29 protein-coding genes, 1 pseudogene and 1 riboswitch are annotated in these 26,494 nt (G+C 63.1%); of the genes and pseudogenes, 10 read left to right on the plus strand and 20 right to left on the minus strand.

Annotated elements, in window-relative coordinates; all coding sequences use genetic code 11:
• Positions 1 to 115 precede the first annotated feature (115 nt).
• Positions 116 to 1,351: a class I SAM-dependent RNA methyltransferase gene (locus DBIPINDM_RS06380; RefSeq protein ID WP_258584937.1), complete on the minus strand. Its 1,236-nt coding sequence runs from the start codon at positions 1,349 to 1,351 to the stop codon at positions 116 to 118.
• The gene (locus DBIPINDM_RS06385; protein WP_258584938.1) at positions 1,348 to 2,112 is read right to left on the minus strand and encodes a TlyA family RNA methyltransferase; all 765 of its coding nucleotides are present in this window, start codon (positions 2,110 to 2,112) and stop codon (positions 1,348 to 1,350) included. The genes DBIPINDM_RS06380 and DBIPINDM_RS06385 overlap by 4 nt, the downstream gene beginning before the upstream one ends.
• An 8-nt stretch (positions 2,113 to 2,120) precedes the next feature.
• On the opposite strand from DBIPINDM_RS06385, the gene DBIPINDM_RS06390 reads away from it, so the two are divergent.
• From DBIPINDM_RS06390 to DBIPINDM_RS06405, 4 genes are all read left to right on the plus strand, one after another.
• On the plus strand, positions 2,121 to 2,288 hold the full coding sequence (locus DBIPINDM_RS06390; RefSeq protein ID WP_258584939.1) for a hypothetical protein: 168 nt from the start codon (positions 2,121 to 2,123) through the stop codon (positions 2,286 to 2,288).
• Positions 2,282 to 2,683 (plus strand): GFA family protein, encoded by a 402-nt coding sequence (locus tag DBIPINDM_RS06395; RefSeq protein WP_258584940.1) that lies wholly within the window; start codon positions 2,282 to 2,284, stop codon positions 2,681 to 2,683. The genes DBIPINDM_RS06390 and DBIPINDM_RS06395 overlap by 7 nt, the downstream gene beginning before the upstream one ends.
• A gap of 178 nt (positions 2,684 to 2,861) precedes the next feature.
• The gene (locus tag DBIPINDM_RS06400) at positions 2,862 to 3,968 is read left to right on the plus strand and encodes an IS5 family transposase (protein WP_258584941.1); all 1,107 of its coding nucleotides are present in this window, start codon (positions 2,862 to 2,864) and stop codon (positions 3,966 to 3,968) included.
• Positions 3,965 to 4,291, plus strand: coding sequence for a hypothetical protein (locus tag DBIPINDM_RS06405; RefSeq protein ID WP_258584942.1), 327 nt, complete (start codon positions 3,965 to 3,967; stop codon positions 4,289 to 4,291). The genes DBIPINDM_RS06400 and DBIPINDM_RS06405 overlap by 4 nt, the downstream gene beginning before the upstream one ends.
• Here DBIPINDM_RS06405 and DBIPINDM_RS06410 read toward each other — a convergent pair.
• From DBIPINDM_RS06410 to DBIPINDM_RS06435, 6 genes are all read right to left on the minus strand, one after another.
• The gene (locus tag DBIPINDM_RS06410) at positions 4,288 to 4,578 is read right to left on the minus strand and encodes a hypothetical protein (protein WP_258584943.1); all 291 of its coding nucleotides are present in this window, start codon (positions 4,576 to 4,578) and stop codon (positions 4,288 to 4,290) included. The two genes, DBIPINDM_RS06405 and DBIPINDM_RS06410, sit on opposite strands and share 4 nt — an antisense overlap.
• 148 nt (positions 4,579 to 4,726) lie before the next feature.
• Complete coding sequence (gene dxs / locus DBIPINDM_RS06415) at positions 4,727 to 6,640, minus strand: 1-deoxy-D-xylulose-5-phosphate synthase (RefSeq protein ID WP_258584944.1); 1,914 nt, start codon at positions 6,638 to 6,640, stop codon at positions 4,727 to 4,729.
• Positions 6,641 to 6,741: 101 nt separating this feature from the next.
• Positions 6,742 to 7,662: a pirin family protein gene (locus DBIPINDM_RS06420; RefSeq protein WP_258584945.1), complete on the minus strand. Its 921-nt coding sequence runs from the start codon at positions 7,660 to 7,662 to the stop codon at positions 6,742 to 6,744.
• A gap of 40 nt (positions 7,663 to 7,702) precedes the next feature.
• Positions 7,703 to 7,969 carry a DUF2277 domain-containing protein gene (locus DBIPINDM_RS06425; RefSeq protein WP_027035955.1) on the minus strand — a complete coding sequence of 89 codons (267 nt, stop codon included), beginning with the start codon at positions 7,967 to 7,969 and terminating at the stop codon, positions 7,703 to 7,705.
• 98 nt (positions 7,970 to 8,067) lie between these two features.
• Positions 8,068 to 8,319 carry an exodeoxyribonuclease VII small subunit gene (locus DBIPINDM_RS06430; RefSeq protein WP_056565628.1) on the minus strand — a complete coding sequence of 84 codons (252 nt, stop codon included), beginning with the start codon at positions 8,317 to 8,319 and terminating at the stop codon, positions 8,068 to 8,070.
• A gap of 3 nt (positions 8,320 to 8,322) precedes the next feature.
• Entirely contained in the window at positions 8,323 to 9,249 is a 927-nt protein-coding gene (locus DBIPINDM_RS06435; protein WP_258584946.1) for a histone deacetylase family protein, read from the minus strand.
• A gap of 121 nt (positions 9,250 to 9,370) precedes the next feature.
• Positions 9,371 to 9,551: riboswitch (cobalamin riboswitch) on the plus strand.
• 119 nt (positions 9,552 to 9,670) lie between these two features.
• On the opposite strand from DBIPINDM_RS06435, the pseudogene bluB reads away from it, so the two are divergent.
• Positions 9,671 to 10,180, plus strand: a pseudogene (gene bluB / locus DBIPINDM_RS06440) (5,6-dimethylbenzimidazole synthase); the annotation flags it as partial.
• A gap of 170 nt (positions 10,181 to 10,350) precedes the next feature.
• Here the strand turns inward: bluB and DBIPINDM_RS06445 are convergent.
• Together DBIPINDM_RS06445 and DBIPINDM_RS06450 are read right to left on the minus strand one after the other, a co-directional pair.
• A complete protein-coding gene (locus DBIPINDM_RS06445) occupies positions 10,351 to 11,334 on the minus strand; it encodes a hypothetical protein (protein WP_258584947.1) in 984 nt (327 codons plus the stop codon).
• Positions 11,335 to 11,438: 104 nt separating this feature from the next.
• Positions 11,439 to 12,038 carry a TetR/AcrR family transcriptional regulator gene (locus DBIPINDM_RS06450; protein WP_258584948.1) on the minus strand — a complete coding sequence of 200 codons (600 nt, stop codon included), beginning with the start codon at positions 12,036 to 12,038 and terminating at the stop codon, positions 11,439 to 11,441.
• Between the two features lie 118 nt (positions 12,039 to 12,156).
• On the opposite strand from DBIPINDM_RS06450, the gene DBIPINDM_RS06455 reads away from it, so the two are divergent.
• A complete protein-coding gene (locus DBIPINDM_RS06455) occupies positions 12,157 to 13,380 on the plus strand; it encodes an MFS transporter (RefSeq protein WP_258584949.1) in 1,224 nt (407 codons plus the stop codon).
• A gap of 35 nt (positions 13,381 to 13,415) precedes the next feature.
• On the opposite strand, the gene DBIPINDM_RS06460 is transcribed toward DBIPINDM_RS06455, so the two are convergent.
• The 3 genes from DBIPINDM_RS06460 to aroC all read right to left on the minus strand — a co-directional run bounded on the left by DBIPINDM_RS06460 (position 13,416) and on the right by aroC (position 16,323).
• Positions 13,416 to 13,952, minus strand: a complete 537-nt coding sequence (locus DBIPINDM_RS06460; RefSeq protein WP_258584950.1) for a GNAT family N-acetyltransferase — start codon at positions 13,950 to 13,952, stop codon at positions 13,416 to 13,418.
• Positions 13,953 to 13,987: 35 nt separating this feature from the next.
• Entirely contained in the window at positions 13,988 to 15,088 is a 1,101-nt protein-coding gene (gene ribB / locus DBIPINDM_RS06465) for a 3,4-dihydroxy-2-butanone-4-phosphate synthase (RefSeq protein ID WP_258584951.1), read from the minus strand.
• Positions 15,089 to 15,213: 125 nt separating this feature from the next.
• Positions 15,214 to 16,323, minus strand: coding sequence for a chorismate synthase (aroC, locus tag DBIPINDM_RS06470; RefSeq protein ID WP_258584952.1), 1,110 nt, complete (start codon positions 16,321 to 16,323; stop codon positions 15,214 to 15,216).
• Positions 16,324 to 16,507: 184 nt separating this feature from the next.
• Between aroC and DBIPINDM_RS06475 the strand changes: the two genes are divergently transcribed.
• Positions 16,508 to 16,768: a DUF1344 domain-containing protein gene (locus DBIPINDM_RS06475; RefSeq protein WP_258584953.1), complete on the plus strand. Its 261-nt coding sequence runs from the start codon at positions 16,508 to 16,510 to the stop codon at positions 16,766 to 16,768.
• Between the two features lie 120 nt (positions 16,769 to 16,888).
• Here DBIPINDM_RS06475 and DBIPINDM_RS06480 read toward each other — a convergent pair whose 3' ends face one another.
• The 4 genes from DBIPINDM_RS06480 to DBIPINDM_RS06495 all read right to left on the minus strand — a co-directional run bounded on the left by DBIPINDM_RS06480 (position 16,889) and on the right by DBIPINDM_RS06495 (position 20,108).
• Positions 16,889 to 17,476: a histidine phosphatase family protein gene (locus DBIPINDM_RS06480; RefSeq protein ID WP_258584954.1), complete on the minus strand. Its 588-nt coding sequence runs from the start codon at positions 17,474 to 17,476 to the stop codon at positions 16,889 to 16,891.
• 52 nt (positions 17,477 to 17,528) lie between these two features.
• Positions 17,529 to 18,350, minus strand: coding sequence for an enoyl-ACP reductase FabI (gene fabI / locus DBIPINDM_RS06485; protein ID WP_258584955.1), 822 nt, complete (start codon positions 18,348 to 18,350; stop codon positions 17,529 to 17,531).
• A 105-nt stretch (positions 18,351 to 18,455) separates the two neighbouring features.
• Positions 18,456 to 19,385: a DnaJ C-terminal domain-containing protein gene (locus tag DBIPINDM_RS06490; RefSeq protein ID WP_027041438.1), complete on the minus strand. Its 930-nt coding sequence runs from the start codon at positions 19,383 to 19,385 to the stop codon at positions 18,456 to 18,458.
• A gap of 261 nt (positions 19,386 to 19,646) precedes the next feature.
• Complete coding sequence (locus DBIPINDM_RS06495; RefSeq protein WP_258584956.1) at positions 19,647 to 20,108, minus strand: RT0821/Lpp0805 family surface protein; 462 nt, start codon at positions 20,106 to 20,108, stop codon at positions 19,647 to 19,649.
• Between the two features lie 40 nt (positions 20,109 to 20,148).
• Here DBIPINDM_RS06495 and pdxH point away from each other — a divergent pair, with 40 nt between their 5' ends.
• Entirely contained in the window at positions 20,149 to 20,766 is a 618-nt protein-coding gene (pdxH, locus tag DBIPINDM_RS06500) for a pyridoxamine 5'-phosphate oxidase (RefSeq protein ID WP_258584957.1), read from the plus strand.
• A gap of 138 nt (positions 20,767 to 20,904) precedes the next feature.
• Positions 20,905 to 22,242 (plus strand): serine hydrolase, encoded by a 1,338-nt coding sequence (locus DBIPINDM_RS06505; protein ID WP_258584958.1) that lies wholly within the window; start codon positions 20,905 to 20,907, stop codon positions 22,240 to 22,242.
• 24 nt (positions 22,243 to 22,266) lie between these two features.
• Here the strand turns inward: DBIPINDM_RS06505 and DBIPINDM_RS06510 are convergent, their stop codons facing one another.
• Positions 22,267 to 23,019 (minus strand): crotonase/enoyl-CoA hydratase family protein, encoded by a 753-nt coding sequence (locus tag DBIPINDM_RS06510; protein ID WP_258584959.1) that lies wholly within the window; start codon positions 23,017 to 23,019, stop codon positions 22,267 to 22,269.
• A 19-nt stretch (positions 23,020 to 23,038) separates the two neighbouring features.
• Complete coding sequence (locus DBIPINDM_RS06515; protein ID WP_258584960.1) at positions 23,039 to 24,808, minus strand: acyl-CoA dehydrogenase family protein; 1,770 nt, start codon at positions 24,806 to 24,808, stop codon at positions 23,039 to 23,041.
• Between the two features lie 209 nt (positions 24,809 to 25,017).
• Between DBIPINDM_RS06515 and DBIPINDM_RS06520 the strand changes: the two genes are divergently transcribed.
• The gene (locus DBIPINDM_RS06520; RefSeq protein ID WP_258584961.1) at positions 25,018 to 25,254 is read left to right on the plus strand and encodes a hypothetical protein; all 237 of its coding nucleotides are present in this window, start codon (positions 25,018 to 25,020) and stop codon (positions 25,252 to 25,254) included.
• Positions 25,255 to 25,320: 66 nt separating this feature from the next.
• Here the strand turns inward: DBIPINDM_RS06520 and DBIPINDM_RS06525 are convergent, their stop codons facing one another.
• Positions 25,321 to 26,421 (minus strand): autotransporter domain-containing protein, encoded by a 1,101-nt coding sequence (locus tag DBIPINDM_RS06525; protein ID WP_258584962.1) that lies wholly within the window; start codon positions 26,419 to 26,421, stop codon positions 25,321 to 25,323.
• Positions 26,422 to 26,494 lie beyond the last annotated feature (73 nt).

Consider the following 26,494-nt stretch of genomic DNA (forward strand, 5'->3'; position numbering starts at 1 on the left):
GGGCGCAAAGAGGCGGCTTTGCGGCGCGATCTCGGCAGGTTGGGATCGAGTATAGCCTAATTCGCGATTTCAAGGAAAAGTGATCGCTGTCCGCGCGGCAGTCGAACCGATCCGCCTACCGGCGCTTCCTGGGCTTTTCCAGCAGGGCGACCGCCTCGACATGGGGCGACCACAGGAACTGGTCGATCGGCGTCACGCTTCTCAGTTGATAGCCGCCGTCGATGAGGATGCGCAGATCGCGCGCCAGCGTCACCGGATTGCAGGACACCGCGGCAACGAAGGGAACATCCGAGCGGGCGATCTGCTTCGACTGGTCCTCGGCACCGGCGCGCGGCGGATCAAAGACAAGTCCGTCAAAGGCATTCAGTTCCTTGAACGTCAGCGGCCGGCGGAACAGGTCGCGGCGTTCGCCCGTCACCCGCTTCAGGCCGGTCGCGAAACGCGCCCCCCGGTCGAGTGCAGAGAGGGCCGCCGCATCGCCTTCCACCGCATGGACTTCCGACTTCGCGGCCAACCGCAAGGCAAAGCTGCCGCAGCCGGCGAAAAGATCGGCGACCTTCTTGGCGCGCTTCAGATGGCCGCCGACGATCTCGGCCATGGTCTGTTCGGCTGCCTCGGTCGCCTGCAGGAAGGCGCCGGGCGGCACGGCGACAGCGACGCTGCCGAACATGACCACAGGCTTCCTCGGTTCGATGACGATCTCGTCGTCGATGGACAGTCTGGCAAATCCCTGCGCAAGGACAAAATTGGAGGCGATACGGCGCTGATGTTCGCCGAGCTTGCCGGACTCATGCACCGCGACATCGAGGCCGGAACCGGTCACGGTGACCGCCATCCGGAACGATTTGGTGGTGGCGCATATCAAGTCAGCGAGCGCCCTGAGCCGGTCGAGCGCGGCGACGATCTCGGGCAGCGAGATCGGGCATTCGGATATGGAAATGATTTCCGGCGACAGATGGCGGTTGAAGCCGAGCAGCATGCCCGTCTCGCTGCGCCGGGCGGCGAGCACGACACGGCGGCGCGCGTGCGGCGCGCAGGCGACCAGCGGATCGATGTCGCAATCGAAACCCTTCAGGGCGTGCACCACCTTCTCGCGTTTCCACTGGCGATAGGCCTCGGCCTCGAAATGCTGCAGGGCACAGCCGCCGCATTCGGTGAAATGGCGGCAGGCGGGTTCGATGCGCAGCGGCGAGGCCTCCAGCACCGCCATCAACGCGGCGCGATCCCTTTCGCGCGCGGCGGTGACAGTCTCGCCCGGCAGCGTGAAGGGGATGAACAGATCGCCGCTTTCGGTCTCGGCAATGCCGTCGCCCTGGGCGCCCAGTTTTTTGATGGTGAAGCGCGTGCTCATCGATCCTTGATCCCACCGAGCAGGAATTCGCGGTTGCCGTCGCCGCCTTCGATGGGCGACAGATGCAGGCCGAGCGAGCGCCAGCCGGGAACGGCATCCAGCCAATCCTGCAGCAGGCCGGCGACACGGGCGGCATCGAAGGGGTCTTTCAGCAGGCCGCCCTTGCCGATCGCCTCGCGACCCGCCTCGAATTGCGGCTTGACCAGAAAGATTGCGGCGGCACCAGGCTTCGCAAGGGCGAGCGCCGGCGGCAGCGCCAGTTTCAACGAAATGAAGCTGACATCGGAGACAATGAAATCCGGAACACGGCCAGCAAGATCCGCGGCAGTGAGATCGCGGGCGTTCAAGCCTTCGATGACCGTCACGCGCGGGTCTTTGCCGACATCAGGATGCATCTGGCCGTGTCCGACATCGATTGCCGTGACATGGGACGCACCGCGTTCGAGCAGCACCTGGGTGAAGCCGCCAGTCGAGGCGCCGATGTCGAGCGCTTCGCGGCCGGCTGGGTCGAGACTAAAATGGTCGAGCCCACCGATCAGTTTCAGCGCCGCGCGCGAGACATAGCCCTGCGCAGGATCATCGATGGTAACAAGGCATTGCGGCGAAACGTTCTGACCGGGCTTGCGGGCAATCGTGCCATCAACCGTCACCGTGCCACGCTCGACCGCGTCGCGGGCACGCGAGCGGCTGGCAAACAGGCCGCGCTGGACGAGCAAATCGTCGAGCCGCTGGCGTGTGCTGGCTGGCAGAGGCGAGTTCATCGGCCTTCATGGCGAAAGCCGGCAGCGAAGGCAAGGACATTGGGCGGAACAAGGAAAGAAGCGGCGAACGCATCGAGCCGCGTGGCGGCTTGCGTGCATCGTATCAGGTCCGGCAAAATGGCAATCGAGAAGACGAGCCCTCTATTGTCGGAATCCCGGGGGAGGACGAATGCTGACGGGAACCTGCCACTGTGGCGCAACCCACTGGACCCTGGAGGGCGATCCCGGGCCGGTGACAGCCTGCAACTGCACGCTCTGCCGGCGCTATGGCGTGCTCTGGGCCTATGATTATGTCGACGAACGCATCCGCGTTTCGGGACCGATGGCCAGCTATACGCGCGCCGGAAAGGACACGCCGTCGCTGGAAATTCTGTTCTGCCCGACCTGCGCCTGCGTGCTGGCCTGGCGCGGCTTGCGCGCCGGTGCCTCCGGTCGCACACGCATCGCCGTCAATGTGCGACTGGCTCCGCCCGAGGCCGTCGCCGATCTGCCAATCGACCATTTCGACGGCCTCGACACATACGACGACCTGCCGCGCGACGGCCGTTGCGTGCGCGACATGTGGTTCTAGAGCGGTTCTGCGTTTCACGGAAACGCAGAACCGCTCTATCTCTTTATCTTGACGCAATTCCGGACGGAAAACCGCGCGGCACTTTTCCTGGAATTGCTCTAGCAGGCTGTTGAAGAAGTGCTGGCGCGGTTGTTTGGAGCGTGATTCACTTCTCCCCGGATGATTTGGGGATTTGTGGATGCGCGGCTCGGACGAACGGACAGGCTCTCTGTTTTCGTATGTCGATCTTGAGGCGCGGGTTCGACGTGATCATCCGCTGCGGGTGATACGGGAGATCGTTAACGCGGCTCTTGTCGCGATGGATGGCGATTTTGCGGTGCTTTATCCACCCGGGCTCGGCCGCCCGTCGATCGCCCCGGAACGGTTGCTGCGTGCGATGCTGTTGCAGGCCTTCTACGGCATTCGTTCGGAACGTCAGTTGATGGAGCGGATGGAGTTTGATCTTCTGTTTCGCTGGTTCGTGGGGCTTGGCGTTGACGATCCGGCCTGGGATCATTCGAGCTTCACCAAGAACCGGGATCGGCTGTTGGAAGGTGAGATCGCGGCAAAGTTTCTGCGCGCTGTGCTGGCGCAGCCAAAGGTGAAGCGGCTTTTGTCGTCGGATCACTTCTCGGTGGACGGGACGCTGATCGAGGCCTGGGCTTCGATCAAGAGCTTCCGCCGCAAAGACGGAGACGACAACGGTCCAGATGGAGCAGGTCGCAATGCCGAGCGTGGCTTTCATAAGGAGAAGCGCTCCAACGACACACACCAGAGCACGAGCGACCCGCAGGCGCGGCTCTACAAGAAGGGCGACGGGCAGCCGGCGAAGCTCTGCTGCATGGGGCATGCGCTGATGGAGAACCGCCATGGGCTGGCGGTCGATGGCGGCATCACCCAGGCCACGGGCACGAGCGAGCGTGATGCCGCGCTCGCCATGTTGGACCGCAGACCGTCGCGGCGGCGCATCACACTGGGTGCCGACAAGGCCTATGACGTGCGCGCTTTCATCAGGGATCTGCGCGAGCGCAAGATCACGCCGCACATCGCCATCGACGGCCATCTGAGCAAAACCGGCAAGCCTCGCGTGACGGCGATCGATGGTCGCACGCGCTCCCATGCCGGCTATGCGGTCAGCCAGCGCTGCCGCAAGCGGATCGAAGAAGTGTTTGGCTGGATCAAGGCCTCGGCGGGTATGGCCAAGGTCAAGCTGCGAGGATGCGCCCGTGTGGGCGCGGCCTTCACCCTGAACCTGGCGGCTTACAATCTGATCCGCTTGCCCAAGCTGCTGGCGGCGCCGGCATGAGCCTCACCGGCCGCTGGCGGATTGTCGCGATGCCCGACTACGTCGAGGACTATCGCGATATGATGGAGCCCGCCTACATTGAGTTCGCGGCCGATGGCTCCGGTGAATTCGCCTTCGGCTGCGTCACTGGTCAGATATTCGGCGCGGGCGATGGCAGCAATGTCGCCTTCTCCTGGCAAGGCAATGACGAAATGGACGAAGCCCAGGGCAATGGCTGGGCTGAAATCCAACCAGACGGCTCCATCAACGGACAAATCTGCTTCCATGGCGGCGACGAAGCTGACTTCGTCGCTCGCAAGTGCACTTCTTCAACAGCCTGCTAGAAAATGGTGCGGGACACCTGGCGCTCGACGGCCGGAGACAGACCGTCGTGCCGATCCCCTGAAGCTTGCTCACGTGGAGGCTCAGCCGCAACCGCGGACGCAGGCACGGTATCGGGCAGGACCACAAGCTGCGGCACCTGCTTATAGGAAAAGCCGCCCCTGATATCGCCCATCTTGCTGGCGACGATGCCCACCGCCGCTTTTTCGAGATTGCGGTCGTAACGCGTCTCGGCGGCGGATGCTGCGATGGTGGCTGAAAGCGCCACGCCACACAGAAGCGTTCTCATTGTTGTTGTCTCCCTGCCTGATCACGATCTAGCAGGGCGCCGTTGAAAAACGGCCAAGGGACACGGTAAGCAAAGCGCCAAACGGCAGCGTAAACAATGCGTTAAGAAATCAAGCCGGCAAACTGATTCAAGCGCTTGAGATTTTGATTCAGGCGCGCTGGGCGCGGGCCGTATGACCAAGCGCCGTGAAAACGGTGCGCACGATGCCGGCGGCATCGAGGCCGGCATCGGCATACATCTTTTCCGGCTTGGCGTGGTCGGCGAACACATCAGGCAGCACCAGCGGGCGCACCTTCAGGCCGCTTTCCAGCAGTCCTTCATGAGCAAGGAACTGCAGCACGTGGCTGGCGAAGCCGCCGATGGCGCCCTCCTCCACCGTCACCAGAACCTCGTGCGAGCGGGCCAGCCGCCGGATCAGATCCTGGTCGAGTGGCTTGGCGAAACGGGCATCGGCAACGGTGGTGGAAAGCCCGGCCGCACCGAGTTCCTCGGCGGCGATCAGGCAATCCTGCAGCCGCGTGCCGAAAGACAGGAGTGCTACCTTGGTGCCTTCCCTGACGATGCGGCCCTTGCCGATTTCGAGAACCGAGCCACGTTCCGGCATGTCGACGCCGACGCCGTTGCCGCGCGGATAGCGGAAGGCGATCGGGCCGTCATCGTAGCTTGCCGCCGTGCGCACCATGTGGCGTAGCTCCGCCTCGTCGGCCGCCGCCATCACGACAAAGCCCGGCAGGCTCGCCAGGAAAGTGGTGTCGAACGCCCCGCAATGGGTGGCGCCATCGGCGCCAACGAAGCCGGCGCGATCGATGGGAAAACGCACCGGCAGTTTCTGGATCGCGACGTCGTGCACGACCTGGTCGTAGGCGCGCTGCAGGAAGGTCGAATAGACCGCCGCGAACGGCTTGTAGCCTTCGGTCGCGAGACCGGCAGCGAAGGTCACCGCATGCTGTTCGGCAATGCCGACATCAAACGTCCTTGACGGGAACACTTCGCCGAACAGGTCAAGCCCCGTGCCGCTCGGCATGGCGGCGGTGACGGCGACGATGCGGTCGTCCTCGCGCGCCTCCTGGATCAGGCTTTCGGCGAACACTTTTGTGTAGGCCGGTGCGTTGGCCGGCGCCTTGGCCTGCGCGCCGGTGATGACGTCGAACTTGTTGACGCCGTGATATTTGTCGGCGGCTTCTTCCGCCGGCGCGTAGCCCTTGCCCTTCTGGGTGACGACATGGATCAGCACCGGGCCTTCGCCATTGTCGCGGACATTTTTGAGCACCGGGATCAGATGTTCGAGATTGTGACCGTCGATCGGGCCGATGTGATAGAAACCGAGCTCCTCGAACAAAGTGCCGCCGGTGACATAGCCGCGCGCATGCTCGACTGCCCGCGTGATGGCGCGATCGGCGCGCTTGCCGAGGTAGGATGTCAGTTTCTTGCCGAAGTCGCGCAGGCCGGCATAGGCCTTGCCCGAGGCGAGACGCGCCAGATAGGCGCTCATCGCGCCGGTCGGCGGGGCGATCGACATGTCGTTGTCGTTGAGGATGACAATGAGCCGTGCATCGAGCGCGCCGGCATTGTTCATCGCCTCATAGGCCATGCCGGCCGACATGGCACCGTCGCCGATGACGGCAATCACATTGTTGCGGCCGCCGGCGAGGTCGCGCGCGGCGGCCATGCCGAGGCCCGCCGAGATCGATGTCGAGGAATGAGCGGCGCCAAACGGATCGTATTCGCTCTCGGCGCGGCGGGTGAAGCCGGACAGGCCGCCTTCCTGGCGCAGTGTGCGGATGCGATCGCGGCGGCCGGTGAGTATCTTGTGCGGATAGGCCTGGTGGCCGACATCCCAGATCAGCCGATCGTCGGGGGTGTTGAAGACATAATGCAGCGCCACCGTCAGTTCGACCACGCCGAGGCCAGCGCCGAGATGGCCGCCGGTGCGGGACACCGCGTCGACCAGTTCGAGGCGAAGCTCGGAAGCCAGTTGCGGCAATTCGCTCTCGTCAAGCGCGCGCAAATCCGCCGGAATGCGGACCTTGTCGAGAAGCGGCGTATGCGGCGTTGCGTTCACGGGTGCTCAGGCTTTCTGTTCAACGGCGGGATAGGCCGCCGGCCTGCGAAAGTAAATGCGTGTCAGTGACGCGGATCAATCAGGTCCCCTCGCCGATTTCCTCAGCTTTCCGGCAGCGGGATGAACTCTTCCTCGTCTCCAGGAACGATATCGAAGCGGCCCGTCTTCCATTCCTGCTTGGCCTGTTCGATGCGCTCCTTGGATGAGGAGACGAAATTCCACCAAATGTAACGTTTCGAGCCGAGCGAAGCGCCGCCGAACAGCATGAAATGCGCACCGCTTTGCGACGATATGATGATCTCGTCGCCGGGCCGGAACACCAGCAGCCGTTCGGCCGGAAAGACGTCGCCCGAAATCGCGACCTCGCCTTCCAGCGTATAGATGGCGCGCTCTTCGGCATCGGCTGGGATCTTTATGCTGGCGCCCGGCGCCAGCCTGAGGTCGGCGTAGAGCGTCTCGGTATCGGCCCGCACCGGGGAGCGCAGCCCCTGGAAGTCACCGATGACGACGCGGCCGCGAACGCCTTCGGCATCGATCTCGGGCAGCCGCAGGGCAGCGGTGTTCTCGAACACCGGCGCCACTTCCTCCTTGCCATCGGGCAGGGCCAGCCATGTCTGCAGGCCGGAGATCGACATCGGCGCGCCGCGCAGTTCCTCCGGCGTGCGCTCGGAATGCACGATGCCGCGACCGGCCGTCATCAAATTCACGTCGCCGGGCTGGATCACCATTTCGGTGCCGAGCGAATCGCGATGCCGGATCTTGCCGTCGAACAGATAGGTCACCGTCGACAGGCCGATATGCGGATGCGGACGGACATCCATCGCCTGGCTGCCGCGCAGGATCGCCGGGCCCATGCGATCGAAAAAGATGAACGGCCCGACCAGCCGCCTCTTGGCGGTCGGCAACGCCCGACGGACCTCGAAGCCGCCAATATCCTTGGCGTTCGGGATGACCATCAGCTCGATCTGGTCGCTGGCGAAGGCGTCGCCCGCTTCAGGGTCTTTCCCTGGAAAGAAGCTCATGGACTCTCCTTGTCAGCGGTCAAGGACCGCTTTGGCAGCGTCAGGCAAAGCGGATCGCCGCTTTTGCCCGCAGTTTGGCCGCCACCTCTTCGCGATTGCGCGGGTGCTGATGGGTTTCGAGTGAATCGAGCAGCTCGCGCGCCGATGCCGCGATGGCCTCGACCGCATGGTCGAATGCATGCTGGTTCTGTTTCGAGGGCCGTGTCGTTCCGCTCAGCTTGCGGACAAACTGAAGGGCCGCGTCGCGCACTTCGTCATTGGTTGCCGGCGGATCAAAATTGAACAGGGTCTTGATGTTTCTGCACATCGCTTCCGTATCTCCTCTTGTCCTGGGCGCCATATCAATGGCGACGAACCTTATCCTCAATCACGATGATGTCCAAAACTCGGTGAACGGCTCGCGCCTCAGTCCGCGTCGAGCGGCTCCGTGCCAACCGGCTTGCCGTCGCGCGACAGCCTGATCTTCTCGACCTTGTCCTCGGCGGCCTTCAGCAGCCGGTCGCAATGCGCCTTCAGCGCCTCACCGCGCTCATAGATGCGGATCGACTGGTCGAGCGGCACGTCGCCACGCTCCAGATCATCGACGATCTTCTCCAGCGCGTCGAGTGCCTGCTCGAAGCTCATCGCCTTGACGTCTTCGTTGGTCTCAGCAGCCATCATTCATCCTTTCATCAGTCGGCCGACATGGGCGGCGACCGAAAATGCCAGTCCCTGCAGATCGTAGCCGCCCTCGAGCAGGCTGACGAGCCTGTTGCCGCTGTGGCGGGCCGCACGCTGCATCAGCTGGCCGGTCGCCCAGTCGAAATCGTCCTCGGTCAGATTGATCTCGGCCAGCGGGTCGCGATGGTGCGCGTCGAAGCCGGCCGAAATGATGATCAGATCCGGCGCGAAATTGTCGAGCGCCGGCAGGACACGCGACAGGAAGGCATCGCGAAACACCTCGCTGCCGGTCTGCGGTGCCAAAGGCGCGTTGACGATGTTGCCGGCGCCGGTCTCGCTCTTCGCGCCGGTGCCGGGATAGAGCGGCATCTGGTGCGTCGAACAATAGAGCACCGACGGATCGTCCCAGAAAATATCCTGCGTGCCGTTGCCGTGGTGCACGTCCCAGTCGACGACGGCGACGCGCTCGACGCCATGCTTCTTCTGCGCATAGCGCGCGGCGATCGCCGCCGTGTTGAAGAAGCAGAAGCCCATCGCCGTGGTCTTTTCGGCATGGTGGCCGGGCGGACGGGCGGCGACGAAGACATTGTCGGCGCGGCCGGTGAAGACATCGTCCACAGCCGCGTTGGCCGCGCCGATCGCGGTGATCACCGCCTGCCAGCTCTTCGGGCTGGCGGTGGTGTCGGCATCGATACGGGCAAGGCCCTCTTCGGGAATGGCGGCGCGCACACGCGCGACGAAATCGGCAGGATGGGCGTAGAGGATGGTGGCCTCATCGCCTTCAGGCGCCTTGACGCGATCGAGCGCGGCAAAGGCTTCGTCGTCAAGCACGCGCTCGATAGCGCGCAAGCGGTCCGGCCGCTCGGGATGGCCAGGCGGCGTGATGTGCTCGAGGAAGATCGGGTGGGTGTAGAGACGGGTTGTCATGCTCCCTATCTAGTGCCCCGGCGCGGCGATGGCCATGCATTGCGGCTTGATGACTGGGGAAAATCACGCCTGCGTCTATTGGCGTCGCTGCGGGGATTGGCGCTGCCGGCGCTTCGGCGTAAGGTCGCCGCCACTGCCTGGTGCCCGCCGCAAGCGGGAGAATCGGGAACACGGTTGAATTCCGTGGCGTGCCCAACGCTGTGAGGGGGACCGCGCCGGTAAATGCCACTGTCGATGACGGGAAGGCACCGGACGCGGGTTGATCCTGAGCCAGAAGACCGGCCTGGCAGGCATCGTCATCCGCATGGTCAGGCGGACGACATTGATTGCAATCGCAAGGGGACGAGCGATGCCGGAAGCCATGACCGCTCCTATGGGCGACGGATTTGACCAGATGGCGCGCGACGCGGTCTACCGCGCCATGTTCACGCGACGCGATGTGCGCAGCCATTTCCTCCCCACCGCGCTCGACGACGAGGTGCTGGCGCGGCTGCTGCTTGCCGCCCATCACGCACCATCGGTCGGCTTCATGCAGCCGTGGAACTTCATCGTCATTCGCGACGCCAAACGGCGGGAAAAGGTGCGCGACCTGTTCCTTGCCGCGCGTGAGCAGGAGCTGCCGGCCATCGAGGCAGAGCGGCAGGCGCTCTACCGCAAACTCAAGCTGGAAGGCATCTGCGAAAGCGCGCTCAACATCTGCATCACCTGCGACCGCCAGCGCTCGCAGGGCTCACCGCTGGGACGCTGGCACAATCCGGAGATGGATCTCTACAGCACGGTCTGCGCGGTGCAGAATTTCTGGCTGGCGGCGCGGGCCGAAGGCGTCGGTGTCGGCTGGGTCAGCATCATCGAGCCGCAAGCGTTGAAGAGCCTGCTGGCCATTCCCGATCACGTGACGCCGATCGCCTATCTCTGCGTCGGCCGTGTCTCGGAATTCGCGCCGAAACCGGACCTCGAAACGCATGGCTGGGGCCGACGCCTGCCGCTGCCCGAGCTGATCATGAGCGAGACGTTTTCAGGGCAAGGTGAGGCGCCACTCAAATCAGCGGTGGCACACCTCAACACCGTTGCTGTTGCGTCGGCGACCACCTGCCCGGCCGATCAGCGCGTCGCGCCAGCCGTGCCCCAGCGCGAACCGCCGAAGGAAGCCAGCGCCTTGTCCTTGAGTTCCCTGAACTTCGACGACGCCTCGGCCAGCCGGGCATCCCAGGCCGGATCGGGCACCTGGCCGGCAATGGTCTTGAAATAGACCTGCATCAGGCAAGCGATGGCGAACGGCTCGATGAACGCTGCCTTGAAAGCCCAGGCGAAGACGATGGCGAGCACGAAGGCCCAGCCGGCGAGCTGCCCTGGCATCATGAAGAGAATGGCGGCGGCCGGGGCCAGCATCAGCAGGAAGATGACGAACGACACGGCCCACATGATGATCGCCAGCCAGACGGCGTTCTTGACCATGGTCTTGCCGTTCTGGGCATAGAGCACGACGCCTTGGCGCGCGGTCTCGAAGGGCGAGGACGAATTGATGCGGATGTTGTAGCCGAGGATGATCTCGTCGACGTAGGTCAGCGACAGGCGGATCACCGTGTTGATGAACGAGACCAGCCCGCTCAGGCCCGGAATGGGCAGGAAAGCGGCGATGCCGCCGAGCAGGCCGGTGATGGCGCGGATGGCGCCCTTGACCAGCTGGTCGACGACGAAAAGGATGTTGGCCTCGGCGAACCGCTCGGTGACGACCTGCTTGGCATAGGCGATCTGGTTCTGGCCGTCGGGAACATCCCGGCCATCGATCAGATGAACCATGACGGCGATATGGCCGGCCTTGACGACGTAGAGGATGTATTCGCGGATCCAGTAGACGGCGATCGAGACGACGCCGAAACCGACCACGCCACCCCACAGGGCAAAAGACAGCGGCCCGTCAGGATCGGTGGAGATATGGCCGACGCCATAGCCGACCGAGGCGCCGGTGCCGGTCGCCATGATGTAGGCCAGCGTGATGCCGAAATAGACGATCATGCGAAAGACAATGAAGGGCCAGGTCCTGATCATGATGGACACCGACCTGCCGATCTCGAAATCCCACATGCTCCGAATCTCCCCTCAGAGATGGCTGCGGAGGATGCGCTCTGCCTGAAGATTGTCAATCGTGGGCGGTGCCAGCGAGGCGCCCAACGGGGATTTTAGTTCTGTTATGAACCTGGTTTCCTGAGCAGGCCCTCCAGCAGTTGCTTGAACGCCGCCACGACCATCTTCGACGTCGCTTCGGGGTCGTTCGAATTGGCGATCCGCTGCGCCGCCTGGCTGCTGGCGCCATTGATCAGCCGTGCGGCGGTCTCGGGGTCGACGCTCGGGACGACCACCCCTTCCCCCTGCAGGGCGGTCAGATGATCGGTCATTGAACCAACGCAGGCATTGGCATTCGACCATTGTGCCGGATCGCCCAGCACGGCCGGGCCGTCGCGGAACATGATGCGCTGGATTTCCGGCTCCAGCGCCATCTCGATATAGGTCGTGCATTCGTCGACGAAATGCTGCCAGCGAGTCGGCGCTTTCGAGGCGACCTCATTCACCCGAGCCGCCATCTCGCCGTCGATTTCGGCGATAACTGCCTCCAGCAGTCCCTTCTTGTCACCGAAGTGATGATAGAGTGCGCCGCGCGTCAGTCCGGCCGAGGCAGTGAAATCATCCATCGACGCTTCGGCGTAGCCTGTCGTGCCGAAGGCCTGGCGGGCCGCGGCGATCAGCTTGGCGCGAGTCTCTGCGATCATCTCCTTGCGGGGTCTGTGCATTCTGTCTGGCCTTATCCACATACGTTCCGTATGCCAATTGACATACGTCGCGTATGGTCTATCTAATCCTCATACGCTCCGTATGTAATTGTCAGATGGCCTTTTGTCGAGGAACCCCATGCAAAACCCCTATGCTGAAATCTTTCGTGCTCCGGGAACCAAGGGCTTCGCGGCCGCCGGCTTCATCGCGCGCCTGCCGATTGCCATGGCGCCGATCGGCATTGTGGCAATGCTGTCGCAGACGCGCGGCGAATACTGGCTGGCGGGTGCGGTCTCGGCGACGTTTGCTCTGGGCAACGCATTCGTTTCACCGCAAACGTCGAGGCTGGTGGATCGCCTTGGCCAGACGCGGGTTGCGGTCCCCACCACCCTCATCACATTTATCGCCTTTGCGGTGCTGATTGTTGCGGCCAATCAGGACTGGCCGGTATGGACACTGTTCGTGTCGGCGCTGGCCGCAGCCGCCATGCCCAGCATGCCGGCGATGGTTCGCGCGCGCTGGACCGAGCTTTTTCGCGGACGTCCGCAAATGAACACTGCATTCGCCTTCGAGTCGGTCGCGGACGAACTGGTCTACATTCTCGGCGCATCGCTTTCGGTGGGACTTAGCGCTGCGCTGTTTCCGGAGGCCGGCGTTCTGGTAAGCACGCTGTTTCTTGCCATTGGCTGGGCCGCGTTCATCCTGCAGCGTTCGAGCGAACCACAAGTGCGGCCGGTTGGTCATGGCTCCGCCGGCTCGGCAATCCGTATGCGGCCGGTGCAGATCATCACCTTCGCCATAATCTTCGTTGGCGCGACCTTCGCGACGACGGAGGTCAGCACGATAGCGCTCACCAAGGAGCTTGGGCAGCCCGGTGCCGCCAGCCTCGTCATCGGCGTCTATGCAGTGGGATCGTTCGCGCTTGGCATTGTGGTCGGCGCGCTCAACCTGAAGGCGCCGCTACAGCGGCAACTCGCCATTGCAGTCGCCGTCCTGGCGCTCAGCACATTGCTGCCGCTCACGGCTGGCTCAGTGCCACTACTGGCCCTGACCGTGTTCCTTAGCGGCGTGGCGATCTCGCCGACCTTCATCACCGCGTTCGGCCTGATCGAGCGGCATGTGCCGGAAGCGATGCTGACCGAGGGCATCACCTGGGTGACAACAGGGATCGGCATCGGAATGGCGTTGGGCGCGTTCGTCGCCGGCGCGGTGGTGGATGCGTTCGGCGCCCAGAGCGGGTTCTGGGTCTCCGTTGCATCAGGCACGATTGCGCTGGCCACCGTGCTGCTCGGCCAACGCAGCCTGGCCACCCGCGAATGCGACCTGGATGGGTGTGAGGCTGCCGCCGTTCCAGCGGAATAGCGCGCTCGGTCCCTGTTGGGGCCGGGCACTCCGCTCTATGCGGCAGGGCTTGAAATCCAGCGCGGTCGTGCCAGCGCAAAAAGCATTGTTGGCGCTCCGTGCAGCATCACCTCTTGTTCGAAGGTGAAGCCGCATTTCTCCAGCACGCGCCGCGATGCGGGGTTGGCGGCGCGGACGAGGCCAATGACCCGGTCGGCATGCAGAGGGCCGAACGCGGCCTGCAGCGCCGCCGCAACCAGTTCCGTGGCATAGCCATGTCCCCAGCTTTCCGGATGAAGATGGTAGGACAGGTTCAGGCCGTCGAAATCCGCCGAGACGGTGACACCGCCGAAGCCGATCAGCTTTCCATCGGCTTCGACCGCCCAGCGGCCAAAGCCATGCTTGTCCCAGTGGCCGATGTCGCGAGCCAGCCTGGCGGCGCTCTGCTGAGGCGTGTCCGCAACAGGATCGGGGCGATGGGCGACAGGTTCCCAGCGTGAGAAGAGATCGATCAGGAAATCCAGATCAGCCTGCGCCGGCCGGCGCAGCAAAAGCCGCTCGCTGCGCTGGCTCAGAGGCAATGACGCGTTCATGCCGTCATCTCCCGGCAAAGGGATTGGTCGACCTCTCAGATAATCTCGGTCTTGGCGATGTGGATGCCAAAGCCTTCGAGGCCGACATAGTGGCGCTCGCGTGAGGCGATCAGGTTGATCGAGGAAATGCCGAGATCTTTCAGGATCTGCGCGCCGAGGCCGATTTCGCGCCATTCATTCTCGCGCCGGCGGGCCTCTTCGTGATCCTCGCGGTCGCCGCTCTGCGGGCGCTTGCGCTCCTGATGGGCGACGCCGACCGAACCCTCTCTGAGATAGACGATGACGCCGCGCTTGCGCTCGCCCATCGCCTTCATGATGGCATCCAGCCGATGGCTGGTGCCGAAGACGTCTGTCACCACATCCTCGGAATGCAGCCGCACCGGCACGTCCTCGCCGTCGCGTATGTCGCCGAAGACGACGGCGACGTGATGCATCGTGTCCCAGGGCAGCGTGTAGGTGAAAACCTGCGCCTTGCCGCCGAGCGTGTCGATATCAGAGCAGGCGACGCGTTCGACCAGCGTTTCCTTGCGTTGCCGATAGGCGATGAGGTCGGCGACCGAAACCTGCTTGAGACCATGCTCTTCGGCGAAAGCCTGCACTTGCGGGCCCCGCTTGACGGTGCCGTCGTCGTTGACCAGTTCGGAAATGACGCCGATCGGCGGCAGGCCGGCGAGCTTGCACAGGTCGACCGCCGCTTCGGTATGGCCTGAACGCATCAGGACGCCGCCTTCACGCGCGATCAGCGGAAAGATGTGGCCGGGGCGGACGAAGTCGGAGGCGCCGACATTGCCATTGGCGAGGTTGCGCACGGTCAGCGTGCGGTCGTCGGCCGAAATGCCTGTCGTCGTGCCATGCTTGAAATCGACGCTGACGGTGAAGGCGGTGGTGTGGGCGGAATCATTGTCGGCAACCATCGGCTGCAGGTTGAGCCGCTTGGCTTCCTCGCGCGGCATCGGGGTGCAGACGATGCCCGAAGTGTTGCGGACGATGAAGGCCATCTTCTCCGGCGTGCAGTGGACGGCGGCAACGATCAGATCGCCCTCGTTCTCGCGCCCGTCATCGTCCATGACGACGACGATCTCGCCGCGTTCGAAGGCCCGGATAGCTTCGACAATCTTCTTCTGGTCGTAAGGCATGGACGCTCGCTTTGCTCGCAGGGCAGTAGGGGAATAGGGCAGTAAGGCAGCAGGGGAAAGCAAAAATTTGGCTGTCTGAGCGTTGGGCGTAGCATACTGCCCTACTGCCCTACTGCCCTACTGCCCTACTGCCCTACTCCCTTCCCCGTCTGTCCCCGATGGCGCAGATAGTGATCGGCGATCGCGCAGGCAACCATCGCCTCGCCGATCGGCACGGCGCGGATGCCGACGCAGGGGTCATGCCGGCCCTTGGTCATCACCTCGACGTCGTTGCCGTCCTTGTCGATCGACTTGCGCGGCGTCAGGATCGACGAGGTCGGCTTGACGGCGAAGCGCGCAATGATCGCCTGACCGGTCGAGATGCCGCCGAGGATGCCGCCGGCATTGTTGGACAGGAACACCGGCTTGCCGTCATTGCCGATGCGCATCTCGTCGGCATTCTGTTCGCCGGTGATGCGCGCCGCCTCGAAACCATTGCCGATCTCGACGCCCTTGACGGCGTTGATCGACATCAGCCCGGAGGCGATATCCTGGTCGAGCTTGGCATAGATCGGCGCGCCGAGCCCCGGCGGAACGCCGTCGGTGACGATCTCGATCACCGCGCCGACCGAGGAACCGGCCTTGCGGATGCCGTCGAGATACTGCGTGAAGACGGGAACGGAAGCCGGATCGGGGGTGAAAAATGGATTCTCCGCATCGCCAATGAAATTCCAGTTCCAGTTGGCGCGGTCGATCGACTTTTCGCCCATCGACACCAGCGCGCCGCGCACCACCATGCCCGGCACCACCTTGCGCGCCAAGGCACCGGCTGCCACACGCGCCGCCGTCTCGCGGGCGGAGGAGCGGCCGCCGCCGCGATAGTCGCGTATGCCGTATTTGACGTCATAGGTGTAGTCGGCATGGCCTGGCCGATACTGGCGGGCGATCTCGCCATAGTCCTTCGAACGCTGATCGACATTCTCGATCATCATCGAGACCGGCGTGCCGGTGGTGATCATGGTCTCGCCGTCCTCGTCGAGCACGAAGCCCGACAGCACCTTCACCTCGTCCGGCTCCCGGCGCTGGGTGACGAAACGCGACTGTCCCGGCCGGCGTTTGTCGAGTTCGGCCTGGATCTCGGCACGCGTGAAGCGGATACCGGGGGGGCAGCCGTCGACCACGCAGCCAATTGCTGCTCCATGGCTTTCGCCCCAGGTGGTGACGCGGAAAAGATGGCCGAACGTGTTGTGAGACATGGAAAAGTGCCCTGCCCGGCAGCGGAGCCGGTTGAAGCCTGCCTTCTATTGGCGTTTTTTGCAGTGGTCAAACTGTCATCCCCGCCGTTTAAGTTTTGACACATTCGGCTGGTTTCTGCTTTCTTCCATCCGCCGTTGAGGATCCGCCGCCACAGTGCCGGCGCAATGACCAAAGAGGACGATTATGCGTACCCTGATTGGCGCTGTTGCCGCCACGCTGCTCTATTCCACCGCTGCTTTCGCCGGCCAGACCGAAGGCCTGATCAAGAAGATCGACAAGGACGCGCTGATTCTGACGCTGGACGACGGCAAATCCTACAAGCTGAACGCCGAGACCGATCTCGACGCGCTGAAGCCGGGCATGGACATCGTCATCGCTTACGACGTGACCAACGGCGAGAACGTCATCACCGACATGCAGTTGCCGGACGGCGACACGAACTAAAGCTTCCGACCCAATTTGGATGCGTGCCGTCGGTTCGACATTCCGCCGAGCCGGCTCAGTCGTCTCTTACGCGATTACGGCCGCAACTGCCGTGTCATTTCCTGGGCCATTGTAGACCGCCTAAAGCCACTCCAGGCTCTTGCCTTCGAGTTTGAGCACGCGATCCTGCGGTATCTCCAGGTTCGCGGCCTCGTCTTCGGCCATATCAAGCACGAAGCGAAACAGCGTGCGCATGACGCCGCCATGTGTCACACAGATTGTCCTGCGGTCCATCTCGTCGAAGCAGGGCTTCACCCGTTCGAGCAGCATCTGATAGCTCTCCGCACCGTCGCCGGGCGGCTGAAAGTTCCATTTGTCCAGTGCGCGGGACCGGCTTGCTCCGGGTGACTGCGTCTCGAGCTCGGCAAAGGTAAAACTCTGCCAGTCACCGAAATTGACTTCAATGAGGCGTGCATCGGTTCGATAGGCGAGCGGATCGAGCGTCATCGCGGCGCGGATGCGTTCCATCGTCTCGCGCGTCCGGCGCATCGGGCTGGCGACGAAGTCGAATTCCCCGGGATCGCCGACAAGTTCGGCCAGCCGATGACCGTTCCCGGTCGCCTGTTCGCGGCCAAGGACATTGAGATCAGTATCGGCCTGCCCCTGAAGCCGGAACTCGGCGTTCCACGCGGTCTGGCCGTGGCGCACGATATAAACCAGCGGGTACATCAGGTCTTCCGGAGGTCGGGCCTGGGCCAGGGCGGAGGATAGGCGGGGGGAATTAGTCCTTGACCGTCGAAATATCGGGCGCGTCGACCGCCTTCATGCCGACCACGTGATAGCCGGAATCGACATGGTGCACTTCGCCGGTGACGCCACGCGACAGGTCTGACAGGAAATAGACGCCGGAATCCCCGACCTCTTCCTGCGTGACCGTCTGCTTCAGCGGCGAGTTGTATTCGTTCCACTTCAGGATGTAGCGGAAGTCGCCAATGCCGGAGGCGGCCAGCGTCTTGATCGGGCCGGCGGAGATGGCGTTGACACGAATCTTCTTGGCACCGAGATCGACGGCGAGGTAACGCACGCTGGCCTCGAGCGCGGCCTTGGCGACGCCCATGACGTTGTAATGCGGCATCACCTTCTCGGCGCCGTAATAGGTCAGCGTCAAAAGCGAACCGCCATCGGTCATCAGCGCCTCGGCGCGCTTGGCGATGGTGGTGAACGAATAGACCGAAATGTCCATGGTGCGCAGGAAGTTGTCGCGCGTCGTCTCGACATAGCGCCCGGTCAGTTCATCCTTGTCGGAAAAAGCGATGGCATGGACGAGGAAGTCGAGCTTGCCTCCCCAATGCCTGGCGACATTGGCGAAAACCTCGTCGAGACTCGCCGGATCGGTGACATCGCAATGGCCGGCGACAAAGGCGCCCAGCTCGGCCGCCAGCGGCTCGACGCGCTTCTTGAACGCCTCGCCCTGATAGGTCAGCGCAATCTCGGCGCCATGATCGACGCATGCCTTGGCGATGCCATAGGCGATCGATCTGTTATTCGCGACGCCAAGAATAAGGCCGCGCTTGCCGGCCATCAGGCCCTGTCCACCCGCCATGTGAGCGCTCTCCGCAAGGTTTCTGCTTTGTGGAGTGCCTATCGCACAGGCACACAGCCCCTTCAAGCGCTCAAACCGGACAGTTCGGGGGACAAAAGCGCTGGATCAGCCTTTTTGGCCGCGCAGCAACGCTTCGAGCGCGCTGTCGCCGCCTTCCGGCAGCATGATGCGCACGTGGGCGTAGAGGTCGCCATGGCCGCCAGCCTTTTCCGGCAGGCCCCTGCCTTTCAGACGCAGGACCTTGTCCGAGCTCGACCAGGCGGGCACATTGACGGCAAGCCTGCCGGTCGGCGTCTCGACCGGCACCTTGGCGCCCAGCACCGCATCCGCCAGCGACACCGGCAGATCGGCATGCAGGTCACGGCCTTCGATGCGGTAGCGCGAATGCCGGCGGATATGGATCTTGACCAGCGCGTCGCCCGGCTGGCCAGGCCCCTGCTCGCCCTGCCCCTTCAACCGGATGGTCTGGCCATCCTCGACAAAGGCCGGCAATTTGACCGCCACCTTGCGGCCATCCGGAAACATCGCCGTCACCTTTTCGGCGGTCGCGGCTTCCTCGATGGTGACGTCGAGCGTGACGTTCAGATCGGCCGCCGTCGCCGGCTGGCGACGGTCGCCGGCGCCAGCGCCGCGCGCACCGGAAAAGGCGTCGCCGAAAATCTGGCTGAAAATATCGCTGTTGCCGTCGAACGGATCACCACCCGGACGCCCCGAACGAAATTCGAATCGCGAACCACCGGCCCCTTGCTGGCGGCGAAACCCGCCGAAGGGATCGCCGCCACCGGCGGCGCCCTCAAAACCCTGGAAGCGCGGCTTGCCGTCGGCGTCGATCTCGCCGCGATCGAAGGCGGCGCGATTCTTCTCGTCGCCGACGATCTCATAGGCCTGGTTGGCCTGGGCAAAACGGTCCTTCGCCTTTGGATCATCCGGATTCTGGTCCGGATGATGTTTCTTGGCGAGTTTCCGATACGCCGATTTTATGTCCTTGGCCGATGCGTTCTTTGCAACGCCCAGGACCTCATACGGGTCGCGCATGCTTCCTGCCCTGGAAATGAGTTGAGTCCATACTTGCCCACTATATGCGCTTGCATAGGAAGAAATTCCAGTAGCGGGCCACCATATCGGAAGCGGAAAATGAGAGCCTGATCCGAAAGTCGGCGGCTGAGGATCGGTGAGGGATTTTTGTCGATCCGGAAGGAGCCGATCGCAGCCGATATCGGGATATCGGCAAGATTGGCGACGCACCGGGCGACGAAAAGAGCCGCCGAGCCGACCCGATCGACTTTCGGATCAGGCTCAGAGCGCCTTGAAGCCCTGCATGCGCCAGCCGCCGGCATTGGCGAGGCACAGTTCGCCCTCGAACATGGCAACGCCATCAAAGCTCTCGCGCGAGGCCTTGAAGCGGCGGCAGGTCTGGCCCCTGTCCTTCAATTCCGCCAGTTCGGTGATGGAGCCGCGTGAGCCGGTGCCGGCATTCGCCCACGGCACGGCCTGGCCGCCGAGTTGCTCGATGTCGGCGGAGGACACCGCATTGCCGATCGTCGTCTGGTCTGAGTCGCGATCCGAATCGGCAGGCGCTGCTGAAGCCTGCGTGCTGCTGGTCAGGATCGAGCGGTCGACTTCGGCTTTTTCCAGGCTGAAGCCGCCTGCGCCACAGCCAACAAGCGGCAGGGCGATTGACACGATCGCCGCTTTCGCGCTGGCCGAAGCGATAACGCCCCATTGCCTGCTGTCAAAAGCTTGCGCGATACGCGACAATCGGCAACCTCCCTGATTTCGTGACAATTTGAGAAAAACTATGAGTGACACAGAGTTAACAACCAGTGACTTTACCGAAGCGGCCGAGCCGTTTCGCCTCTTTGCCGCATGGCTGGACGACGCCACCAAGAGCGAAATCAACGACGCCAATGGCGTCGCACTGGCGACCGTCGATGCCGAAGGCATGCCGGATGTGCGGATGGTGCTGCTCAAGGGGTTCGATGAGGGCGGCTTTGTTTTCTACACGAATTTCGAGAGCGCGAAGGGCCAGGAGATTCTTGGCAGCATGAAGGCGGCGATGTGTTTCCACTGGAAATCGCTGCGCCGCCAGGTGCGCATTCGCGGTCCGGTGGAGATCGTCAGCGACGTCGATGCCGACAGCTATTATGCGACACGGCCGCGCGGCAGCCGCATCGGCGCCTGGGCGTCGAAGCAGTCACGACCGCTGGAAAGCCGCTTCGCGCTGGAGAAGGCTGTCGCCGAATACACAGCGCGCTATGCCATCGGCGAGATTCCGCGGCCAAAGCACTGGTCAGGCTTCCGCATCGTGCCGAAGACGATCGAGTTCTGGCATGATCGGCCGTTCCGGCTGCATGACCGGGTCGTCTTTTCCCGCAATGCCAAGGGCGGTTGGGACAAGACGCGGCTTTATCCCTGAGTTGGAACGCAGCGCGGACGAGCTGCTGATCGCTCTCGGGGCGCGCCTGGCCACGAACCGCCCGCGCGTCTTGTACCGTAATGCTGAGGCAATCGAGGCGACATAGCTCCATCAGCGGTGCTTTCAAGGAGCTGTTTCGTGACAAAAGCCAATTCTAGAGAGCGGAATTCTTCCCTGCCGTCCGATCTGGAAATAGCCCGGATTCTCGCCGAGCGCGTCGGTGAGCACAGGCAGGCGATGGGTGTCGTCGTCGGCATTGTCGAACCGCAGGGGCGCCGCATCTTTGCGCAGGGGCGTTTCTGCGAGGATGATCCACGCTCCGTGGACGGCAATACCGTCTTCGAAATCGGCTCCATCACCAAGGTGTTCACGACGCTGCTGCTGGCCGACATGGCCAACAAGGGCGAGTTGAAGCTCGACGATCCGGTTGCAATGCACTTGCCGCCCGAGGTTTCGGTGCCACAGCGCAACGGCAAGGCCATCACGCTCGCCGATCTCGCCACCCATATGTCCTCCCTGCCTCGCCTGCCCGACAATATGGCTCCAGAGAATGACGCCGATCCCTATGCCGACTACACGGTCGAACAACTCTACCAGTTTCTCTCCGCACATCAGCTGGCGCACGACATCGGTACGCGCCACGAATACTCCAATGTCGGCTTCGGCCTGCTGGGACATGTCCTGGCGCGGCGCGCCGGAACGGACTACGAAAGCCTGATCCGGGATCGAATCGCTGGACCGCTTGGGATGGAAAGCACGGCCATAGCGCTCTCGCCGGCATTGGCGGTGAGGCTTGCGCATGGCCACGAGTGGGGCCTGCGGCCTGTTTCGAACTGGACCCTGCCGACACTCGCCGGTGCCGGCGCCTTGCGTTCCACCGCCGGAGACCTTCTGACCTTCGTGGAAGCAGCCCTTGGCAACGCATCGCTATTGACCGCGGCCTTCGACCTGACCTTGAAAACGCGGCGGTCGATCGGTGCTGACAATGTGCAGATGGGGCTTGGCTGGATGATCACAAAACGCGGCGACGAGGAGATGATCTGGCACAATGGCGGCACCGGCGGCTATTGCTCCTTCCTCGGTTTCCTGCCGAAATCCAGGCGCGGTGTAGTCGTGCTCTCGAACACGGTGACCGAATTCGTCGACAATTCCGGCCAGCACCTGCTCGATCCCACGATAGTGCTCGCCGCGCCACCGAAGCGGCACATCGAAGTGAGCGTCGACCCCCGGCTCTACGACAACTATGTCGGCAAGTATCAGCTCACCCCAGAAGCCATCATTGACGTAAGTCGCGATGGCGACGGGCTTCTGGTCCAACTGACGGGCCAGGAACAGTACGAAATCTTCCCCGAGGGAGAACGCGACTTCTTCCTGAAGATCGTCAACGCCCAAATAACGTTCGAGGGCACCGGCCGCGCCGAAGGGCTGACACTGTATCAAGCCGGCCAGCAGCTGCCCGCCCCCCGTATTGAGTGAGCGGAAACAGCTTCAAAAGACCTATCAGGACTTCTTTCTGGTCATGAATGCGGTCAGCGCCGCACGAGCCTCATCCGACTTCAGCCGCTCGCGGAAATGCTCGCTTTCCTCGCCGATGCGGGCAACAAGGTCGTCACGCGAGCCGCGCATGAGATCGCGTGCGATCTTCAGCGCCTGCGGCGGCTTGGCGGCGATCTGGCCGGCGGCTGCCAGGACCGAGGCCTCCAGCGCACCCTCTTCGACCACTTCATAGATCAGGCCGGCGGCCTTCGCGCGCTCGGCGGAAAAACCCTCGCCAAGACCGAGCAGAGCGAAAGCACCTTGCTGGCCCAGAACGCGCGGCGCCAAAAGGCTCGATCCCGCCTCCGGCACCAGGCCGAGATCGACGAAAGGCGTCCTGAACACGGTGCGCGGCGTGGCGAAGGTCAGGTCGCAATGCAGGTTGATCGTCGTGCCGATACCGACCGCGATGCCGTCGACGCCGGAGACGATGGGTTTTTCGACCCTGGCCAGCGCCATCAGGAAATCCCAGACCTCGGTGCCGCCATCGCCGCCGGTGGCCACGACCATGAAATCGGCAAGGTCATTGCCGGAGGAGAAGGCGCCGGGCACGCCGAGGAAGACATGGACGCGGATGGCCGGATCGGCGTCGCCTTCGGCAAGGGCCGCCGACATTTTCGCGTACATGGCGCGCGTCAGTGCGTTCTTCTTGTCCGGCCGGTTCATGCGGATGATCTGGATGGCGCCCTGGCGCTCGACGAGGATATGGTCTGTCACGGTTTTTTCCTTGTGAACGTCAGGCTGAAATCAACGCCTTGCCGGCAGCAGCGAGACTTTCGGCACCGTCGATAACGCGCTCTTTCAGCGCACCCGCCTCGCCGAGCAGGTTTTCGGCGAAGAAGCGGCAAAGCGCGATGCGGCCCTGATCGGCAAGAGCGCCCCGCGCCAGATAAGCGCCGCCGGCGGCAAGCGAGATCAGCCGCAGATACGGCGTGGCACCCGCCAGCGCCTCCTCAGTCCGGCCGTCGGTCGACAGTTTTTGCAGGAAACGCGTCGCCTGCGTCAGATCGCCAAATGCTGCGTCGAGAGCATCGGCGGTGCGGCCGAAACCCTGCAGGTTGGAGGTGCGCACGGCGTTGGCGACCGCAGCCAATTCGCCGATGAAGCCATGCACATGTTCGCCGCCGCCGAGCGGCAGCTTGCGCATCACCAGATCGATCGCCTGGATGCCATTGGTGCCCTCGTAGATCGGCGCGATGCGCGCGTCGCGATAAAGGGCTGCCGCGCCCGTTTCCTCGATAAAGCCCATGCCGCCATGCACCTGAAGGCCGAGCGAAGCGACGTCAACGCCGACATCGGTCGAAAAGGCCTTGGCCAGCGGTGTCAAAAGATTGGCGCGGTCGCGCCAGTGCGCAGCCTGATCACCATCCGAGACACGCGCCATGTCGATGGCGTGGGCACAGGAATAGCTGATTGCCCGCGCGGTCTGCGTCAGCGCCTTCATGGTCAGGAGATTGCGCTGCACGTCAGGGTGATGGACGATCGGCGCCATGCCGGCACCGGCGTAATCCGCCGCCTTGCCCTGGCGGCGGTCGTTGGCATAGGCGATTGCCTTCTGGGTGGCGGCTTCCGCGACCGCGACACCCTGCATGCCGACGCAAAGCCGGGCATTGTTCATCATGGTGAACATGCAGGCGAGGCCCTTGTTCTCCTCGCCGATCAGCCAGCCGATGGCGCCGGGCTTGGCGCCCTGAAAGCCGTCGCCATAGATCATGGTGCAGGTGGGCGAGGCATGGATGCCGAGTTTGTGCTCGAGGCCGGAACAGAAGACGTCGTTGCGCGCGCCGAGCGAGCCATCGTCGTTGACCAGGAATTTCGGCACCAGGAACAGCGAGATGCCGCGCGTGCCGGCCGGCGCATCGGGCAGCCGCGCCAGCGCCAGATGGATGATGTTGTCGGTAAAATCGTGCTCGCCATAGGTGATGAAGATCTTCTGGCCGAAGATACGGTAGGTGCCGTCGCCGGCCGGCTCGGCGCGGCTGCGCAAGGCGGCGAGATCGGAACCGGCCTGCGGTTCGGTCAGGTTCATCGTGCCCATCCACTCGCCGGACACGAGCTTGGCAAGGTACTTCGCCTTGAGGTCTTCGGAGGCATGCTTGTCCAGCGCTTCGACCGCGCCCATGGTCAGCGTCGGGCCGATGCCGAAGGCCATGGCGGCGGAGTTCCACATTTCGAGCGCGGCGACACCGAGCATGGTCGGCAGCGCCTGGCCACCATACTCTTCCGGTCCGGAGAGCGCGTTCCAGCCACCTTCGATCCAGCGGCGATAGAGGTCCTTCCAGCCGGGCGGGGTGGTGACCGCAGCGTCTTTCAGCACGGCACCGTGTTCGTCACCGATCTTGTAAAGGGGTGCCACCTCCTCGGTGGCGAAACGGCCGGCTTCGCCAAGGACGGCATCGACCAGGTCCTCGCCGAGATCGCCGAACGTACCAGCGTCGAGGGCCGATTTCATGCCCGCCACGTGCTTCAGCGTGAACGCGATATCCTCGACCGGTGCCCGATACATGCCGCTTTCCTCCTCAGCTTCCGCCTGCCGACCCTATGGCTGGCGGAGCCGCAAAACCATCCGCCTTTGGGCGGTCTCCCATCTTCTTTTTACGTAAACGTCAAATTTTGTCACGCGGATTTTGCAATCGCGCCGGCCTGTATTAAATTCGATGGACGCCGCATCAAGTCGTACGGCGACAGACAGAACCAGCCGACCGGAACCAGCCAATGCTCGCCAGACCCGACGCTTATCGCTGCATCGAATGCGGCTTGCCCTGCCGCGCGCCGGGGTTCTGGCATCATGGGGGTCAGCTCGAACACGGTGCGGCCTACTGGTCGGATCGCGGCATATTGTGCTCGCCGCAATGCTCTCTCGCCCACCACCGCAAGCGCGCCGCCGAAGGCACGCTGCAGCAGGAGCCCGCGTCCGACCCGTTTGAATTTCTGCCGGGCATCCGGCGCTAGCCAGGCAATCGCCCGCCGAGCATCTTGCGTTGCCGGCGACGGAAATGAACATCCTGTCGTCTATGTTCAGAAGGCGATCTTTACGCCCAGCTTGCCACTGACGGTTGAACTGTCTTGGGACCACTTGCCCCGAATCTCACTGCTGATGGTGGTCGATTGGGACATTTTCAGATTGAAGCCTGCCGATACCGCTGCCGAGAAGTCCGCATCTTCGAAGTTACTCTCGATACCGGATACGCTCGCGGTATTTGAATAACCGAAACGCTGCTGCAGTTCAGCCCGTGCATAAGGGCTGATCACCATACCGTTTCCGAGTTGATAGTCGGCATAAACTCCAGGTTCGAACTTGATCGCGCCAAATGACAAGCGGCTTTTTCCGTACGAAACGCCAGAGCTGTCCGTGTATTCGTCGCCGGTGAAACCAACACCAAGCAATCCACCACGCAGATCGAAGCGCACCCGATCGCTCAGGTTGAAGATGTGGCCGATCGACCCCGTTACGGCGTAGCCTTTCGTGTCATACGTGCCCGAGCCGAGGCCTGTGCTTTCGACATCCGTGTTACCGAGGAAAGCCGATGCCGCCACAAGCACATAGCTGGTGCCGCGACGATAGAGCCCATAACCGCCGAACATGCCGCTTCTGTTGGTGGCTTCGCCGTTAGGGGGAAAAAAACCGAGCGCACTGGCGCCTACCTTGGCCGATGCATAACCGCCAAACAGGCCCAGATTTAGTCCGTGCTCATTGTCGAAACCGAAATGCTTTGCAGCGTTGAAGTCCACGCTGACCGCAGCGGAAAATTCGTCAACGTCGAAGTCCGGTCCGGTGGTCACGATCGGTCCCCGTGAAATCGTGAAGCCGTCGTGCTCCGTGTGCGCCAACTGGCCCGAAGCGAAGACGCCGAACGGCGTCGACAGGGCTTGCGGGGGCCCGTTCGCAAGGCCGACATCTGACGCGATTGCGTCATCGACAACGCCCAGAAGCGCATCCAGGGACGTGTCGACAACCGCGCCATTGGCTATGCCGTTGAGATAGCACTGCCCTGACAGAGTAATTCCGTCACCGACGAAGATGCAGGCGGCTGCCTTCGAAGGTACGAGAATAAACATGGCACCGATCGAGAGCGCAATCGCGTTGACCCGTTCAAAATACCATTTCTTTGCTGTCATTGTCATTTCCCCTCTTTATTACAAGAAAGACAATAATAATCAGGGATGCAATTCGCCGACGATATTCAAAATA

The organism is Mesorhizobium sp. AR02 (assembly GCF_024746835.1).
Lineage (GTDB): Bacteria > Pseudomonadota > Alphaproteobacteria > Rhizobiales > Rhizobiaceae > Mesorhizobium.

Bases quoted from the DNA above. Each gene is read 5' to 3' on its own strand.
- DBIPINDM_RS06380 (WP_258584937.1), bottom strand. From the start codon at position 1,351: ATGAGCACGCGCTTCACCATCAAAAAACTGGGCGCCCAGGGCGACGGC.
- DBIPINDM_RS06385 (WP_258584938.1), bottom strand. From the start codon at position 2,112: ATGAACTCGCCTCTGCCAGCCAGCACACGCCAGCGGCTCGACGATTTG.
- DBIPINDM_RS06390 (WP_258584939.1), top strand. From the start codon at position 2,121: ATGGCGAAAGCCGGCAGCGAAGGCAAGGACATTGGGCGGAACAAGGAA.
- DBIPINDM_RS06395 (WP_258584940.1), top strand. From the start codon at position 2,282: ATGCTGACGGGAACCTGCCACTGTGGCGCAACCCACTGGACCCTGGAG.
- DBIPINDM_RS06400 (WP_258584941.1), top strand. From the start codon at position 2,862: ATGCGCGGCTCGGACGAACGGACAGGCTCTCTGTTTTCGTATGTCGAT.
- DBIPINDM_RS06405 (WP_258584942.1), top strand. From the start codon at position 3,965: ATGAGCCTCACCGGCCGCTGGCGGATTGTCGCGATGCCCGACTACGTC.
- DBIPINDM_RS06410 (WP_258584943.1), bottom strand. From the start codon at position 4,578: ATGAGAACGCTTCTGTGTGGCGTGGCGCTTTCAGCCACCATCGCAGCA.
- DBIPINDM_RS06420 (WP_258584945.1), bottom strand. From the start codon at position 7,662: ATGAGCTTCTTTCCAGGGAAAGACCCTGAAGCGGGCGACGCCTTCGCC.
- DBIPINDM_RS06425 (WP_027035955.1), bottom strand. From the start codon at position 7,969: ATGTGCAGAAACATCAAGACCCTGTTCAATTTTGATCCGCCGGCAACC.
- DBIPINDM_RS06430 (WP_056565628.1), bottom strand. From the start codon at position 8,319: ATGGCTGCTGAGACCAACGAAGACGTCAAGGCGATGAGCTTCGAGCAG.
- DBIPINDM_RS06435 (WP_258584946.1), bottom strand. From the start codon at position 9,249: ATGACAACCCGTCTCTACACCCACCCGATCTTCCTCGAGCACATCACG.
- DBIPINDM_RS06445 (WP_258584947.1), bottom strand. From the start codon at position 11,334: ATGTGGGATTTCGAGATCGGCAGGTCGGTGTCCATCATGATCAGGACC.
- DBIPINDM_RS06450 (WP_258584948.1), bottom strand. From the start codon at position 12,038: ATGCACAGACCCCGCAAGGAGATGATCGCAGAGACTCGCGCCAAGCTG.
- DBIPINDM_RS06455 (WP_258584949.1), top strand. From the start codon at position 12,157: ATGCAAAACCCCTATGCTGAAATCTTTCGTGCTCCGGGAACCAAGGGC.
- DBIPINDM_RS06460 (WP_258584950.1), bottom strand. From the start codon at position 13,952: ATGAACGCGTCATTGCCTCTGAGCCAGCGCAGCGAGCGGCTTTTGCTG.
- ribB (WP_258584951.1), bottom strand. From the start codon at position 15,088: ATGCCTTACGACCAGAAGAAGATTGTCGAAGCTATCCGGGCCTTCGAA.
- aroC (WP_258584952.1), bottom strand. From the start codon at position 16,323: ATGTCTCACAACACGTTCGGCCATCTTTTCCGCGTCACCACCTGGGGC.
- DBIPINDM_RS06475 (WP_258584953.1), top strand. From the start codon at position 16,508: ATGCGTACCCTGATTGGCGCTGTTGCCGCCACGCTGCTCTATTCCACC.
- DBIPINDM_RS06480 (WP_258584954.1), bottom strand. From the start codon at position 17,476: ATGTACCCGCTGGTTTATATCGTGCGCCACGGCCAGACCGCGTGGAAC.
- fabI (WP_258584955.1), bottom strand. From the start codon at position 18,350: ATGGCGGGTGGACAGGGCCTGATGGCCGGCAAGCGCGGCCTTATTCTT.
- DBIPINDM_RS06490 (WP_027041438.1), bottom strand. From the start codon at position 19,385: ATGCGCGACCCGTATGAGGTCCTGGGCGTTGCAAAGAACGCATCGGCC.
- pdxH (WP_258584957.1), top strand. From the start codon at position 20,149: ATGAGTGACACAGAGTTAACAACCAGTGACTTTACCGAAGCGGCCGAG.
- DBIPINDM_RS06515 (WP_258584960.1), bottom strand. From the start codon at position 24,808: ATGTATCGGGCACCGGTCGAGGATATCGCGTTCACGCTGAAGCACGTG.
- DBIPINDM_RS06520 (WP_258584961.1), top strand. From the start codon at position 25,018: ATGCTCGCCAGACCCGACGCTTATCGCTGCATCGAATGCGGCTTGCCC.
- DBIPINDM_RS06525 (WP_258584962.1), bottom strand. From the start codon at position 26,421: ATGACAGCAAAGAAATGGTATTTTGAACGGGTCAACGCGATTGCGCTC.